At 74.6% G+C, this 14430-nt stretch carries 11 protein-coding genes and 1 pseudogene; 5 read left to right on the top strand and 7 right to left on the bottom strand.

What is annotated here, in order from left to right:
- Positions 1–55: 55 nt before the first annotated feature.
- Both AB5L52_RS09450 and AB5L52_RS09445 read right to left on the bottom strand, forming a co-directional pair.
- Positions 56–934, bottom strand: a complete 879-nt coding sequence (locus AB5L52_RS09450) for a hypothetical protein (RefSeq protein WP_369363338.1) — start codon at positions 932–934, stop codon at positions 56–58.
- Between the two features lie 10 nt (positions 935–944).
- Positions 945–1334: a hypothetical protein gene (locus AB5L52_RS09445; RefSeq protein WP_369363336.1), complete on the bottom strand. Its 390-nt coding sequence runs from the start codon at positions 1332–1334 to the stop codon at positions 945–947.
- A 248-nt stretch (positions 1335–1582) separates the two neighbouring features.
- On the opposite strand from AB5L52_RS09445, the gene AB5L52_RS09440 reads away from it, so the two are divergent.
- The 4 genes from AB5L52_RS09440 to AB5L52_RS09425 all read left to right on the top strand — a co-directional run bounded on the left by AB5L52_RS09440 (position 1583) and on the right by AB5L52_RS09425 (position 6545).
- Positions 1583–3400: a gamma-glutamyltransferase family protein gene (locus tag AB5L52_RS09440; RefSeq protein WP_369363334.1), complete on the top strand. Its 1818-nt coding sequence runs from the start codon at positions 1583–1585 to the stop codon at positions 3398–3400.
- 206 nt (positions 3401–3606) lie between these two features.
- Positions 3607–4452 (top strand): inositol monophosphatase family protein, encoded by an 846-nt coding sequence (locus tag AB5L52_RS09435; protein ID WP_351026289.1) that lies wholly within the window; start codon positions 3607–3609, stop codon positions 4450–4452.
- Positions 4453–4620: 168 nt separating this feature from the next.
- Entirely contained in the window at positions 4621–6039 is a 1419-nt protein-coding gene (locus AB5L52_RS09430; protein ID WP_351026290.1) for an NAD(P)/FAD-dependent oxidoreductase, read from the top strand.
- Entirely contained in the window at positions 6036–6545 is a 510-nt protein-coding gene (locus tag AB5L52_RS09425) for an O-acetyl-ADP-ribose deacetylase (protein WP_351026292.1), read from the top strand. Before AB5L52_RS09430 ends, AB5L52_RS09425 begins: the two co-directional genes overlap by 4 nt.
- Positions 6546–6547: 2 nt before the next feature.
- On the opposite strand, the gene AB5L52_RS09420 is transcribed toward AB5L52_RS09425, so the two are convergent.
- The 5 genes and pseudogenes from AB5L52_RS09420 to AB5L52_RS09400 all read right to left on the bottom strand — a co-directional run.
- A complete protein-coding gene (locus AB5L52_RS09420) occupies positions 6548–8041 on the bottom strand; it encodes an alpha/beta fold hydrolase (protein ID WP_369368841.1) in 1494 nt (497 codons plus the stop codon).
- A 128-nt stretch (positions 8042–8169) separates the two neighbouring features.
- Positions 8170–9222 carry a serine hydrolase domain-containing protein gene (locus AB5L52_RS09415; protein WP_369363332.1) on the bottom strand — a complete coding sequence of 351 codons (1053 nt, stop codon included), beginning with the start codon at positions 9220–9222 and terminating at the stop codon, positions 8170–8172.
- A 403-nt stretch (positions 9223–9625) separates the two neighbouring features.
- Positions 9626–11503, bottom strand: coding sequence for a PLP-dependent aminotransferase family protein (locus AB5L52_RS09410; protein WP_369368840.1), 1878 nt, complete (start codon positions 11501–11503; stop codon positions 9626–9628).
- A 119-nt stretch (positions 11504–11622) separates the two neighbouring features.
- A complete protein-coding gene (locus AB5L52_RS09405) occupies positions 11623–12324 on the bottom strand; it encodes a B3/4 domain-containing protein (protein WP_369363330.1) in 702 nt (233 codons plus the stop codon).
- 539 nt (positions 12325–12863) lie between these two features.
- Positions 12864–13043 (bottom strand): annotated as a pseudogene (locus AB5L52_RS09400) (hypothetical protein); the annotation flags it as partial.
- A gap of 243 nt (positions 13044–13286) precedes the next feature.
- Between AB5L52_RS09400 and AB5L52_RS09395 the strand changes: the two are divergent.
- Positions 13287–14177 carry a methylenetetrahydrofolate reductase gene (locus tag AB5L52_RS09395; RefSeq protein WP_369363329.1) on the top strand — a complete coding sequence of 297 codons (891 nt, stop codon included), beginning with the start codon at positions 13287–13289 and terminating at the stop codon, positions 14175–14177.
- Positions 14178–14430: the final 253 nt, after the last annotated feature.

Here is a 14430-nt window from a genome sequence, read left to right as displayed (position 1 = left end):
GTTCACGGCAGGCCGACCGTCCCGGTCCGCCGTCCTCGCACGCCTGTGTACCCCGTCATCCATGGCGTGGGCCCGCGCCCTTGCGGAAGCGCTCGGTCAGGGCGGGGCCCGGACTCGCCCGTACCGGGTGGGCCTCCTCGTCGAACCGGTCGATCAGGTCGGGCAGATGGACGTCCACCGCCGACTCCACCAACTCCGCGTACGCATCGGCCCGTTCCCGCCCGCGCCGCCAGGCGACCAGGCCCGCGCCCGCGCCCACCGCCGCGGCCGGCCACCACACCACCCCCAGCAGCACGTACAGCACCGCCCAGCCGCCGAGCCGCATCGCCTCGTCCAGCCGTTGCCGGGACTCGGCCAGCGGCAGCCGCGTGGAGTCCGGCAGCAGCAGCCACAACCGGGGCCAGGCGTCGACGAGTTCGAGCCGGTAGTGCAGCCGGATACGGGCTGCCGGAGCGCGCAGCCGGTCGCCGGTCCAGGTCGGGCACTCCGGCCGCACCAGGGACACCGCGTTCCGCGCGGACTCCAGCCCGCCCAGAGCGTCGCTCCCTCGTGCCGCGGCGCAGGCCGCGTCGCGGGAGTCCCAGTCTCGGCGCCGCCGTTCGGTCAGCGCACGCGCCATGCCTGCCAGCGGCCTCGGCCAACTCCCCTGCAGCGCACGCTCGTACGGCCCGGCCAGCGCGTCGGCCAACAGCGCGGCAGCGAAGGACGCGGCCAGTACCCCGAGCAGCAGCACCGCCGTACACGTCGACCCCGACCCGCCGGCCGTCAGCGCCCGAAGCCGGTGCCGCAGCACGTCCAGGTCCGCCCAGTGCCGCTGGCCCAGAGTCAGGCCAGCGGCCGCCAGGACGGTGAACACCAGCCCGGGCAGCACCAGCGTCGACCCCCAGCGCTCGGCCAGCTTCTTGCCGACGTCCGAGACGAGCCCCGTGAGCATGCCGGGCCGCTCAGCTCTCGGGGGCGAAGCGCAGGGCGAGGTCGAACACCTCGCACACCGGCAGCGCCTGGTCGACATGCCGCCGCTCTCGCCGGGCACAGACCCCGCGCGGGCAGACATGCTCGCCGGGCACCGCGTGCGCCCCGCCGGCGGTGACCGCGGTCGGCAACGTCGAGCGCACCACGTCCGGTCCCGCCGGGCTCGGCATGGCAGGGCTCACGGGCAGTCCCAGAGCCGCCAGGTGCTCCGCCAGCGGCTCGCCGTCCCGGGCCGCCCGCACGGCCCGGTCGAGCACGAGCCGCCGCGCCGCACCCACCGGTCCCTGGTGCATACGGCGCAGCCGCGGCAACTGGCTGCAGAGAAGGGCTAGTTGATCGTCACGGTCGTCAAGTGGCGGCACAGGGGGCATCGTAGTCGCGGTACCCGCGGTTCCGGGGTCGGCAGCCGTGGCTTGCGGGGCCGGCCGTCGTGGCTTCCGGGGCCGACCGTCAGACCGGCAGCCGTGGCCGGTGGGTGTCGTCCTCCGTCTCCGTCGCGAGCAAGCTCTCGTCCGTTGAGATCAACGGCGCGGGCCGGCGTCATGTTCCCCGGACGGCGATCACGCTCGTACGATCACCCGCAAGACGTACCCGAGCCAAGGAGACGCCCGTGTTCACCACTCGGCCCACTCTGCAAGGCACCTTCGGGATGGTGTCCTCCACCCACTGGCTGGCCTCGCAGTCGGCGATGGCGGTTCTGGAGGACGGGGGCAACGCCTTCGACGCCGCCGTGGCGGGCGCGTTTGTGCTGCATGTGGTGGAGCCACATCTCAACGGGCCCGCCGGTGAGGTGCCCATCCTGCTCGCCCCGGCGGGCGGAGCGGTGCGGGTGCTCTGCGGGCAGGGCGTGACCCCGGCCGGCGCCTCCGTCGCGCACTACCGGGGGCTCGGGCTGGACCTCGTACCCGGCACCGGGCCGCTCGCGGCCGCCGTGCCCGGCGCCTTCGACGCCTGGCTGCTGCTCCTGCGCGACCACGGCACGAAGTCCCTGGACGGCGTTCTGAGGTACGCCATCGGATACGCCGAGCATGGGCACGCGCCCGTGGAGAAGGTCGGCGCGACCGTGGAGACCGTACGGGAGCTGTTCGAGACGGAGTGGACCTCTTCGGCGGAGGTCTATCTGCCCGGTGGCCGGGCACCGCGGCCCGGTGAGCGCTTCCGCAATCCCGCCCTCGCCGCCACCTGGCAGCGGCTGCTCGCCGAGACCGCCCGGGCCGGGGACCGGGAGGCCCGGATCGACGCCGCACGCGAGGTGTGGCGCTCCGGCTTCATCGCCGAGGCGCTGGTACGGCAGTCCCGGCGGCCCACGATGGACACCAGCGGGACACGCCACACCGGCACGCTCACCGAGGCCGACCTCGCCGGCTGGTCGGCGACCTACGAGACCCCGGTGACCTACGACTGGAACGGCTGGACCGTGTGCAAGGCCGGCCCCTGGAGCCAGGGCCCCGCCCTCCTGCAGCAGCTCGCCCTGCTCCCGCCGGAACTGCCCGCCTACGGCTCCGCCGACTACGTCCACCTGCTGATCGAGGGCTGCAAGCTCGCCATGGCCGACCGCGAGGCCTGGTACGGCGACGCCGCCGAGGTTCCGGTGGCCGAGCTGCTCTCGGCGGACTACAACGCCGGCCGGCGGGCCCTGGTCGGCGCCAAGGCCTCCTGGGAGCTGCGGCCCGGCAGCCCCGGCGGACGCCCCCCGCGGCTGCCTGCGCAGGTGTACGCGCGCGTGCAGAGCGCCGACCTGCCCGGCTTCGACCCGATGGGCGCCGGCGAGCCGACCGTCGCGGAGCTGCCCGGCGAGCCGCAGGTGGCCGGCGACGGCACCACCCGTGGTGACACCTGCCACCTGGACGTCGTCGACCGCTGGGGCAACATGATCGCGGCCACGCCCAGCGGCGGCTGGCTGCAGTCCAACCCGGTCGTGCCCGAGCTGGGCTTCCCGCTCGGCACGCGGCTGCAGATGGCCTGGCTGGAGGAGGGCCTGCCGAACTCCCTCACCCCGGGCCGCCGCCCGCGCACCACCCTCACCCCGTCCCTCGCGCTCCGCGACGGCGTGCCGGTCCTGGCCTTCGGCACGCCCGGCGGCGACCAGCAGGACCAGTGGCAGCTGCACTTCCTCCTCGCCGCCACCCTGCGCGCACCGGTCCGTGGCGCCCTCGACCTGCAGGGCGCGATCGACGCCCCGAACTGGCACAACGAGAGCTTCCCCAGCTCCTTCTACCCGCGTGGCCACCGCCCCGGCAGCGTCACCGTGGAGTCCCGCATGGACGCGGACGTGATCGAGGAGCTGCGGCGGCGCGGCCACGACGTCCGGGTCGGCCCCGCCTGGTCCGAAGGGCGCCTGTGCGCGGTGGCCCGGGACCCGGAGACCGGCGTGCTGTCGGCGGCGGCGAACCCGCGCGGAATGCAGGGATACGCGGTGGGCCGCTGACGGCACGCCCAGGGGATGGGAGCCACGCCTGGGAGCCACCGCCCGGGGACGGGCGCCACCACCCAGGGGAGGGGGCCCGCCGCGCCCCCTGCTCTTCCGGCAGGGCCGGGAGCGGGGCCGGGAGCGGCTCCTGTTCTTCATCGCGATTCCACCCGGAGTGCACCGGGGAGGCGGGGATTGTCAGTGGGGCATGCTCTCATGGAGACATGATCGAAGACACGGAAACCATCGACGAGTTTCTCGCACGCTGCTCGGCCGACGTGGAGGAAGCGGTCCGCAAGGCGGCCGCGGCCGAGATCCTGCCCCGCTTCCGCCGCCTCGCCGAGCACGAGGTGGACCAGAAGAGCGGCCCGCACGACCTGGTGACGGACGCCGACCGGCTGGCCGAGCTGCGGCTCACCCAGGACCTGGGCGCGCTGCTGCCCGGCTCGGTGGTGGTCGGCGAGGAGGCGGTGCACGCCGACCCGTCGACCTATGCGGCGCTCCAGGGCGACGCGCCGGTGTGGATCGTCGACCCGGTCGACGGCACCCGCCAGTTCGTCCACGGCGACGACGGGTTCTGCACCCTGGTCGCGCTCGCCCACCGCGGCGTCGTCCTCGCCTCCTGGACCTACGCCGCGGCGCGCGACCAGCTCGCCACCGCAGTCCGCGGCCAGGGCGCCTTCCTCGACGGCGAGCGGCTGTTCGCGGGCCCGCCCGCGCCCGGCCGGGACCTCGTCGTCGCCACGTCCCACCCGGACTACACCACCGACGCGGAGAAGCGCGCGCTGCACGCCCTGCGGACCGACGGCTTCGCCCCGCGCGCCTGCGGTTCGGCGGGCCTGGAGTATCTCGCCGTCGCCCGGGGCGAGTTGGACGCGGTCGCGTTCTCCTGGGAGGCGGCCTGGGACCACGCGGCGGGTCTCCTCCTGGTCGAGGAGGCGGGCGGCGCGCACCTCACCCGCGCCGGCGAGCCGTTCCGCGTGACCGGCGGCAACGCCCTGCCGTTCACCGCGGCCCGGGACGCCGCGACGGCCCACCGGGTGGCCGAGCTGCTGCGCGCGGGGGCCTGAACCTCCGGGCCGGCCGCCGCCGGCGGAAGGGTCCCTTCCGCCCGCGCCGGCCGGTCCACCCGGTCACCCGCCCCGGGGGAGTGTCAGTCCTCCGGCATATCCTGAACGCAGAGTGGCCATCGGCTGACGCAACTCCGAGTGGTCATCGGCTGACGAAGGGGTCCGAAGGTGCCGTCGATGCTCGATGCGGTCGTGGTGGGTGCGGGACCGAACGGACTGACCGCGGCCGTGGAGCTGGCCCGCCGCGGCTTCTCCGTCGCGCTGTTCGAGGCGAAGTCCACCGTGGGCGGCGGCGCCCGCACCGAGGAACTGACCCTGCCCGGCTTCCGGCACGACCCGTGCTCGGCCGCCCACCCCCTCGGCATCAACTCGCCGGCGTTCCGCGCCCTCCCCCTCGACCGCTACGGCCTCGAATGGCTGCACGCCGACCTGCCGATGGCGCACCCGTTCCTCGACGGCACCGCGGCCGTGCTGTCCCGCTCGGTGGCCGAGACGGCCGCCTCCTTCGGACCGCGCGACGCGGGCGCGTACCGCAGGCTGGTCGAGCCGTTCCTCGCCGACTGGGACACCCTCGTCCGGGACTTCATGTCCCTGCCGCTGACCGCGCTCCCGCGCGACCCGGTCGCCCTGGCCCGCTTCGGACTGGCCGGGCTGCCGCCGGCCACCTGGCTGCTGCGCCGCTTCAGGGACGAGCGGGCCAAGGCCCTCTTCGCCGGTCTGGTCGCGCATGTGATCGCGCCGCTGGACGGCCTGGCCACCGGCGCCGTGGGCCTGGTCTTCGCGCTGGCCGCGCACGCCCGCGGCTGGCCGGTGCCCCGCGGCGGCTCCCAGGCGATCTCCGACGCCCTCGCCGGCTATCTGAAGGACCTCGGCGGCGCCGTCCACACCGACTACGAGATCAAGCGCCTGGACGATCTGCCGCCCGCGCGGGCGTACGTCTTCGACACCTCGCCCACCGCGCTCGCCCGCATCGCCGGCTTCGGCGACCACTACGCGCACTACCGCTACGGCCCGAGCGTCTTCAAGATCGACTATGCCCTGGACGGCCCGGTGCCCTGGACCGCGCCCGAGGCCCGCACCGCCGGCACCGTCCAGATCGGCGCGAGCCAGGCCGAGATCTCCACCGCCCTGCGCGCCGCCTCCCGCGAGGGCCGCGCTCCGCAGCGGCCGTTCCTGATCACCGTGCAGCCCAGCGTCGCCGACCCGACCCGCGCCCCCGAGGGCAAGCACGTCTTCTGGGCGTACGGCCATGTCCCGAACGGCTGGTCCGGCGACCTCACCGACGCCATGGAACGCCAACTGGAGCGCTTCGCCCCCGGTTTCCGCGACCGTGTGCTCGCCCGCGCCGTCGCCGGCCCCGCCGAGCTGGCCGCCCACAACGCCAACTACGTCGGCGGCGACATCGCCTGCGGCGCGGCGTCCGGACTCCAGCTGCTGCTGCGCCCCAGACTTTCCCTGTTCCCCTACCACACCCCGCATCCGGCGGTCTTCATCTGCTCCTCGGCCACTCCGCCGGGACCCGGCGTGCACGGCATGTCGGGGCACAACGCGGCCAAGGCCGTCTGGCGAAGACTGAGGCAGACATGACCACCATCACCCTCGTCCAGGGAGACATCACCCGGCAGAGCGCGGACGCGATCGTCAACGCGGCCAACTCCTCCCTCCTCGGCGGCGGAGGAGTCGACGGCGCGATCCACCGGCGCGGCGGCCCCGCCATCCTGGAGGAGTGCCGCGCGCTGCGCGCCTCCCGGTACGGCAAGGGCCTGCCCGCCGGCCAGGCGGTCGCCACGACGGCGGGAGCACTCGACGCCCGCTGGGTCATTCACACGGTGGGTCCGGTGTACAGCCAGAGCGAGGACCGCTCGGAGCTGCTCGCCTCCTGCTACCGCGCGTCCCTGAAGGTCGCCGACGAACTCGGCGCCCGCACCGTCGCGTTCCCGGCCGTCTCCACGGGCGTGTACCGGTGGCCGCTGGACGATGCGGCACGGATCGCCGTGGAGGCGGTGCGGGACACGGCGACGGCGGTCGAGGAGGTGCGCTTCGTCCTCTTCGACGAGCGGGCCTACGACGCCTTCGCCCGGCAGGTCGGCTGACGTCAGGCGGCCGGCCTGGCGCAGCCGACGTCCTCGGCCGGCAGGCGCCCGGTGCCGAGATAGGCGTTGACCGTGGCATCCACGCAGGAGCTGCCGAAGACGCCGTACACCGCGTGCTGGTCCGCGCCGAGCAGGGTGACCAGACGGGAGCCGGGCCAGTTGCGGTGGACCGTCTCGGCGCCGCGGAAGGTGGTGCGCGGGTCACCGGTGGCGTTCACGAGCAGGGCCGGCAGGTCGCCGCGGATCGGCGTGGGGCGTTCGCGCGGCGGATCCCAGAAGGCGCACGGGTTGATGTCGTTCGCGACGGGAGCGAACAGCTTGTCCCGCGACCCGGCACGCCGCAGATCGCGCCAGTAGGTCTCCGGGTCGCGCGGAGCGGCCACGTCGCCGCAGAGGATCGCCGTCTGAGCGCTGCCGTAGGTGGAGTCGTGCCCGGTCAGCAGGAAGTCCAGTGTGCCGGCCAGCCAGGATGACGGGGCGACGGTCCGGCCCTCGGCGGCGCGCCGCAGGTCGCGCACGGCCCGGGCGAGATCGCCGTAGGCCGTGGGATTGTCCTGGGAGAGGCCGTTGAAGACGACGACGGGCAGGATGTGCCCGTCCACCCGGTGGGCGCCGAGCCGCAGGGGGGTGCGTGCGGCGGCCGACCGCACGGCGTCCACGGTCGCCAGCACCGCACTGCGGGTCCGCCCCAGACCGTAGGCCGCGTCGTGCGCGGCGGCCCAGCCGGCCCAGTCCCGCAGGGCGTTCCGGTTGGCCTCCTCCGTGCCGCGCAGCAGCCTCGGACCGTAGCGGCCGGGATCGATCACGCCGTCCAGGACGACCCGGTCGGTCCGGTCCGGGAACATCGTCGCGTACACCTGGCCGAGGTAACTGCCGTACGAGTACCCGAGATAGGAGATCCGGCGTTCCCCCAGGGCGGCGCGGATCACGTCCATGTCGCGGGCGGTGTTCCGGGTGGTGGCGTACGGCACCAGGGCGCCCGCGTGTGTACGGCACCGGCGGGCGAGGTCCGCGGACAAGGCCACCATGCGGTCGAAGCCGGCGCGGCCGCCACCCGCCCCGCGGAACATGCTGCCGGTGGGCCACTGGCAGTCCAGCGGGGTGCTCCGGCCGACGAAGCGCGGATCCACCCCCACCACGTCGTAGCGCGCGCCGACGTCCTTCATCGCCTTGCGCACCCACGGCGGATCACCGATCGTCTGCCCGCCGGGGCCACCGCTGTTGAGCAGCAGCGCGCCGACGCGATGGGCGGTGTCGGTGGCCCGGATCCGGGAGAGGGCGACGGTGATCGTGCGGCCGGCGGGGCGCGCGTAGTCCAACGGCACGGTGACGTCGGCGCATTGGGCACCGGCCTGCTCCAGTTCCTTGCCCGTGGTGTCGTCGGGGCCGAGCCGGCAGCTCTTCCAGTGGAGGTGCTGGTGGTGGTAGCGGGCGAGGGGGTCGCCGGCCGCGGCGGGCACGGCGGGCGTGGTGGGTACGGCGGGCGTGGTGGGCATGGCGGGCGCGGCGCCCAGGGTGAGCGTGCCCGCGAGGCACAGAGCGGCTGCTACGGCGATTCGCGCGGCCGGACGGCGAGAGCGGCCGGTGCGCGGGCGCTGCCCGGGGCCGCGGGAGAAGGAGGCGGTCATGCGATGTCCTGCCTTTCGGACGTGCGCCCCTCGCAGAGGGCCTTGTCGACGACGTCGAGGAAGTCCTGTTCGGCCTGGAGCGTGGCCGGTATCTCGTTCAGGGCCACGGCGACACCGCGACCGCCGGGGCCGACGGCGACCAGCGCCCGGTGGCCGCCGGGCACCGTTCCCGCGTGGCCCCACCAGGTGCCGCCGCAGGACAGGGGCGAGGAGATCAGCCCGAGGCCGTAGCGGGCGCCGGGCCAGAGCCGGTCGGGGTCGGCCGCCACGGTCCGCCGCATCTGGGCGAGTTGGGCCGCGGGCAGCAGCCGGCCGCCGAACAGAGCGGCGGCGAACCGGTTCAGGTCGGCCGGCGTGGACACCAGGGCCCCACCGGTGCCGCCGAAGGTCATGTTCCAGCTGGTGCCGTCGGTACGGCGCCCGTCGTCGGCGACGAAGTAGCTGTGGGAGTACGGCCCTTGGACGCGCGGATCGTCTCCGGGCCAGTACGTGTCGTGCAGCCCGAGCGGCGTAATGATCCGCCGGGTGATCTCCGTCTCCGGGGTGTGTCCGGTGACCGCCTGCACGATCAGCCCGGCTATGAGGTAGTTGGTGGTCGCGTAGTGCCAGGTCCGCTTGGGGTGCGGCAACCGCAGGGCCCGGGCGACGAGTTCGCGCGGCTCGAAGTGCCGGTACCGCAGCCGCTCGGGATGATCCCATACGGGCGTGTCGAGGTAGTCGGGGAGCCCGCTGGTGTGCTGCAGGATCTGCCGTACGGTGATCCGGCGGCCGTCGTACCCGGAGCCGCGGATCAGGCCGGGCAGGTAACGCTCGACGGGCGCGTCCAGGGACAGGCGCCGCTCGGCGGCGAGTTGCAGGACGACCGTCGCGGTGAAGGTCTTGGTGACACTGCCGATGCGCAGCCGGTCGGTGGTGTTCATCGGGCGGTCCGTGCGCAGATCGGCCACTCCGTCGGTCACGGACCAGCTGGTGCAGGCCGCGTCCCGGCCGGCGCCGTCGACGAGGACGGCGGCACCGGCGATCCGGTCGTGCGTGACCAAGTGGTGCACGGACCGGCGTAACGCGTCATGTGTGCGGCACGGGTGGGGCGTCTGCGGCGCCGCCTGCGATGGCGCCCGTGGTGGTGCCTGCGCCGGCGTCCGTGGTGGTGCCTGTGAGGGCGTCAGCGATGACGTCTGTGTGGATGCGGGGGATGCGGCGGAGGCGGGGGATGCGGTGGATTCGGCGGATGCCGCGGGGGCGGTGACCAGCACGACGGCTGTTGCCATGGCCGCAAGGCTGGTTTGCCTGCGGAGCAGGGAATACAGAAGGGGGATGGTCATGGTTCAGCACGCTAGGCACCGCCCGGGCCGCGATCACTCCGGCAGGCAGGCGGCTCGGTGCGGGGGACAGCACCAGCGCGCCAGGGGGGAGAAACCCCCGTGGCGCGCCGGGCAGGGTCCGACGAGCGGTTCAGGAGGGCGGCAGCGCTGGGCGGCCCTGGCGGTCGCGCCGCTGCCGGGTCAATTCGCGCAGGGTGGCGCCGAGCAGCGCCACGCCCTCGGCGATGGCTCCCGGTGCGGTGGCCGCATAGCCGAGGACGAGACCGGGCGGGCCGGGCAACTGCCGGTGCCAGGATAGCGGTTGGCACTTGACGCCCCGGGTCAGCGCGGCAGCCGCGAACTCGGTGTCGGGCACGTCCGCGGTGTAGGTGACGGTCAGATGCAGGCCCGCCGCGGCGCCGTGCACGGTCCCGCCGGGCAACTGCTCGGCCAGCGCGGCGATCATCGCGTCCCGGCGGTCGCGGTGCCGGCGCCGCAACAGCCGTAGGTGACGCTCCAGTGCGCCGGACTCCATCAGCCGGGCGAGCACCAGCTGCGGCAGCACCGCGTTGCCCAGGTCGTTGAAACGCTTGGCGTCGACCAGGTCCGTGCGATAACGGGGCGGGGCCACCAGCCAGCCGATGCGCAGGGCCGGGGCGAGCAGCTTCGACACGCTGCCCATGTAGCACACCCGGTCGGCCAGCAGGGCCCGCAGCGCGGGGACCGGGGGCCGGTCGTAACGGTGCTCGGCGTCGTAGTCGTCCTCCAGGATCAGCCCGCCGTCGCGCGCCCAGCCCAGCAGCTCACGCCGGCGCTCGCCGCTGGTCACCACGCCGGTCGGGAACTGGTGGGCCGGGGTGAGCAGCACCGCGCGGGCTCCGGTCGCCCGCAACGCAGCCACCCGCACCCCCTCCTCGTCGACCGGCACCGGCGGGGTGTCCAGGCCCCCGTTCCGCAGATGCTGGCGTCCCCCGAGCGAGCCCGGGTCCTCCACCGCCACGGCGTCGATACCGTCCGCCCGCAGCACCTGGTGCAGCAGCGTGAGCGCCTGGGCGGTGCCCGCGACGATCAGCACCTCGTCCGGCGTCACCCGCACACCCCGCATCCGCGCCAGCCAGTCGGCCACGGCCCGCCGCAACGCGGGAGCGCCACGGGGGTCGCCGTAGCCGAGGTGCTCCGCGGACAGCCCCGCGAGCACGGCGCGCTCGGCCCGCAGCCAGGCGGTACGCGGGAAGGTGGCGAGGTCCGGCCGCCCGGGAGTGAAGTCGACGGCGGCCGGGGCGTTGCGCAACGCGTCGAAGACGTCGGCGCCGGGGGCGTGGGAGAAGGGCGATGTGGGCGGGGCGGGGGAGAGGCGACCGGGTGCGCGCAGGGGCGGGGGCGGGGGTGCGGGCGCGGGACGGGGTGGGGGCAGCGGGCTGGGAGCGTTGGAGGGCAGCGTGCCGGAGGTGGGGTCAGGGGCGCGGTCGGAGGAGGCGTGGCCGGTTCCGCGGCCGGAGGTACGAGAGCCCATCGTGCCCGTGATGCCCAGCGAGTCCGGCGTCTCCGGCGACGCGGTCCCGCGCAGGGTGGCGCGGGCCGTTCCCGACGCAGCCGGCGCACGCCTGCCGCGCGCGCCACACGCGGGTCCGCTCCGCGCCTCACCGCGCTCCCGGCCCCCACTCCGGGGTGCGGCGTTCGGTGAGTTGGTCGGTGGTGTTGCGAGGATGTCTGCGTGCCGGGGGGCGGTGTCTGGGGAGTTGATCGGTGGTGCCGTGGCCGTGGCCGTGGCCGTGCCCCCGCCCAGAACCCCGGTGCCCGGCGAATCGAACGGTGCCGCCACCACCACCGTGCCCCCGCGGCGGCGCCCCTCCAGATGACCGTCCTCGGCGAGTCGGCGGTAGGCCTCGGTGATCACGCCGCGGGAGACGCGCAGTTCGGCGGCGAGCACCCGAGTGGGCGGGAGTCTGCTGCCCACCGCCAGTCGGCCGTCCGCTATCGCCTGCCGCAGCCGGCCGGCCAGCCACTCCGACTTACCGCCCGCGGGCAGATCGCCGACCGCCAGCTGCAGGAAGTCCGAGCCACGGCCGGGGAGTTCGCTCGCGGCGGCCGACGCCTCTCGCTCTCGCTCCTCGTCGTTCACCTTGCTGATGCTGTCATGTGCCGGGCTCAGCCGCCGAAGACGAAGTCCGGCGCGGCCGCGGTGAGCACGGCCGTCTCCGTGCCGGCCCCCCAGTGCGCCGCCACCTCCGCCTCCACCGCCTTCAGCAGCTCGGGCACCATCGCCGCGCCACCCTCGTGCATGGCCTCCGCCACCACCAGCACACGGCGGGTGTGCTCGCCGACCGCCGAGTGGCCGCTCTGCCGATGGGTCCAGCGCCGGGCGTGCGCCCGGCCCGACGAGTCGACGAAGGTCACCTCGCCGGGCGCGGGATGCTCGACGCCCCCGCCGAACGCCGTGTACGTCTCGTCGCCGTCGGCCGGCCGCACCTCCAGCAGCGGCCAGGCGACCCGGTCGACGTCGAGGACGGCCACCGGGATCGCGTACGCCACCGACAGCGCGTTGCACAGGTCGACCAGCGGATGGATGCGCGGCAGCGTGCCCTCTTTCCGCAGCCGCCGCAGCAGCGACTCCGAGGCACACCGGTACTGCGTCGGCTTCACTCCGAGCTGGCTGAACGTCCGCCGCCAGGCCAGCACTTCGGGAAACTCACCCTCGGTGGTTCCGGCCAGCCGGTCCAGGGCGCGGGCGGTGTACTCGGCGGCGCGCGGCCCGGTGTCGACGCGGGCGTCCACGCCGGTGGCGTACAGCGCGCCTGAAGCCAGTTCGGGGAACGTGGCCCAGATGGTGTCCGCGTGCCGGAATCGCATGGTCGGTAGCCTCCTCGGGTTCGGGGTCACCACCTTGCCGGGGCGATGGTCCGGTCACCAGGGCCAAAGCCGATGCGTCTCATCGGTCCATAATGTGCCGTCACCTGTCCATGACCGCGTCACGGGCGCCCGCCCCGCCCCGCCCCGCGATCGGTAGACGACGTACGGGCGGACGACGTAACCCAGTGGGACGGCGACGCGTGCACCAGGCGGTTGAACGGCCACAGGGCGAACAGGGCGAACAGGGCGAACAGGGCCAGGGCGAGCAGGGCGTGCAGCCGGTGGACGAGCGGCGCGTGGGCCGTCGCGCCGCGGTGGCGGTCAGGCCGGCGAGCAGCAAGAGCGCCAGCGGGGGCGGGGGCAGGTCAGCCGGTCGCTACGGCCGCTCGTCCGGCGTATGGCGACCACCCGCAGCCGTCGGTACGGCAGGAGGCCGAGACCCAGGACTGCCGCCAGGCCCGCCGCCCGCCCATGGACAGGGCGACCGCGTGGTCCTGAGTCTCGCCGATCCGTAGCCGGCGGGTCAGCGACTACTAGCGTCGCCGCCGCTTCACCGGATCGGAGGTGCCCTCGGCCCACGCGGCCACCGGGTCGCCGTCGCAGTACAACTCCAGGAGCACGCCTCGCACATGGGGATACCGGACCCGCGTGGGCGACTAGGTGTACCAGGAGAACGAGGCCCCGCGCGGGCAGCCTCGCGGCTTGTACCCGGGACGGTCGGCGACAGCGTGGCGCTCCGGAGTCGGTGACTACATGCTGTTGATGGTGCTTGGGCGGGGGGGCGAGGAGGCATGACCCGGCAGCGCGGCGGCCCGGAGCCGGCTCGGCCCGGGGCTCCGGTGCCCCTGCGGAGCCCGGCTGCCCCCCGGCCTCGACCCCCGGCCTCGACCCCCGGACGAGGTCCCCGCCGCCCGCGTGGCATCATCGGCCGGGGTCAGGAACGCCGTCGTACGAGGAGCACGATGAACCCCGCTCTCACCGTCCCCCCGGCCGTCGGTGCCGATGTCGCTCTGCTGGACGACTTCTCCCTGGAGATGACCGGCAAGGACGTGCCCCGGCTGGAGGAGGCGCAGGGCAGCATCCCGCGCGGCACCCGGATCAACATCACGTTCCTCGCCGGTGAGGATCTCGGCATGCGGCTGGCGGCCGCCCGCGCGGTCAAGCGGCTCGGCTTCGTCCCCGTACCGCACATCTCCGCACGCCGTCTGCCTTCTCGCGCCGCCCTGGAGGAGTTCCTGTCCGGGCTGGCCGCGGACGGCACCGCCGAGAACGTCTTCGTCGTCGGCGGCGACCCCGCGCGGCCCGAGGGCCCGTACGGGGACGCCCTCGCCGTGCTGCGCACCGGGCTGCTCCAGTGCCACGGCGTCCGCCACATCGGCATCAGCGGTTACCCGGAGGGCCACCCCGCGATAGCCGACCGCACGCTGTGGTCGGCGCTCACCGACAAGGCGGCGGCCATCGGCACGCACCGGTTCGGCGGCGACGTGATCACCCAGTTCGGCTTCGACGTCGACCCGGTCCTGAGCTGGCTGGAGGCCGCCCGCGCGCGGGGTGTGCACCTGCCCGTGCGCATCGGCGTGCCCGGACCCGCGGGCGTACGCCGGCTGCTCGGCTACGCCACCCGGTTCGGCGTCGCGACCAGCGCCTCCGTCGCCCGCAAGTACGGCTTCTCGCTGACCAACCTCATGGGCACGACCGGCCCGGACCGCTTCCTGCGCACCCTCGCCCAGCGCTACGACCCCGAGCGGCACGGCGCGGTGAAGGTGCACTTCTACACCTTCGGCGGCCTGCGCCACACCGCCGAGTGGATCACCAGCTTCCGGCAGACCGCCCCGAGCACCCGCACACCGTAGTCCCCGGCAGTCCTTCGCCCCCTCGGCCGCGCCTTGCGCCCGGCCGTCTCTCGCCCTCTCGGCCGAGCTTTGCGCCCGGGGCCAGCCCTCGCCCTCTCAGCCGTCCGTCGCCCCCTCGGGCCGTGCCTCGGCCCCCTGGGTCACCCCCTCGCTCCCTCGGCCGTCTCTCGCCTCCTCGGCCGCGCCTTGTGCCCGGGGCCAGCCCCCGCCCTCTCGGCCGAGCTTTGCGCCTGGGGCCGTGCATCGCCCCCTT

This window comes from Streptomyces sp. CG4, from assembly GCF_041080655.1.
Classification (GTDB): domain Bacteria; phylum Actinomycetota; class Actinomycetes; order Streptomycetales; family Streptomycetaceae; genus Streptomyces.
Note: the sequence above shows the minus strand (reverse complement) of the source record. Positions and strands in the feature narration are given on the sequence as shown.

Bases quoted from the DNA above. Each gene is read 5' to 3' on its own strand.
- AB5L52_RS09425 (WP_351026292.1), top strand. From the start codon at position 6,036: ATGACCACCATCACCCTCGTCCAGGGAGACATCACCCGGCAGAGCGCG.
- AB5L52_RS09435 (WP_351026289.1), top strand. From the start codon at position 3,607: ATGATCGAAGACACGGAAACCATCGACGAGTTTCTCGCACGCTGCTCG.
- AB5L52_RS09420 (WP_369368841.1), bottom strand. From the start codon at position 8,041: ATGCCCACCACGCCCGCCGTACCCACCACGCCCGCCGTGCCCGCCGCG.
- AB5L52_RS09450 (WP_369363338.1), bottom strand. From the start codon at position 934: ATGCTCACGGGGCTCGTCTCGGACGTCGGCAAGAAGCTGGCCGAGCGC.
- AB5L52_RS09405 (WP_369363330.1), bottom strand. From the start codon at position 12,324: ATGCGATTCCGGCACGCGGACACCATCTGGGCCACGTTCCCCGAACTG.
- AB5L52_RS09395 (WP_369363329.1), top strand. From the start codon at position 13,287: ATGAACCCCGCTCTCACCGTCCCCCCGGCCGTCGGTGCCGATGTCGCT.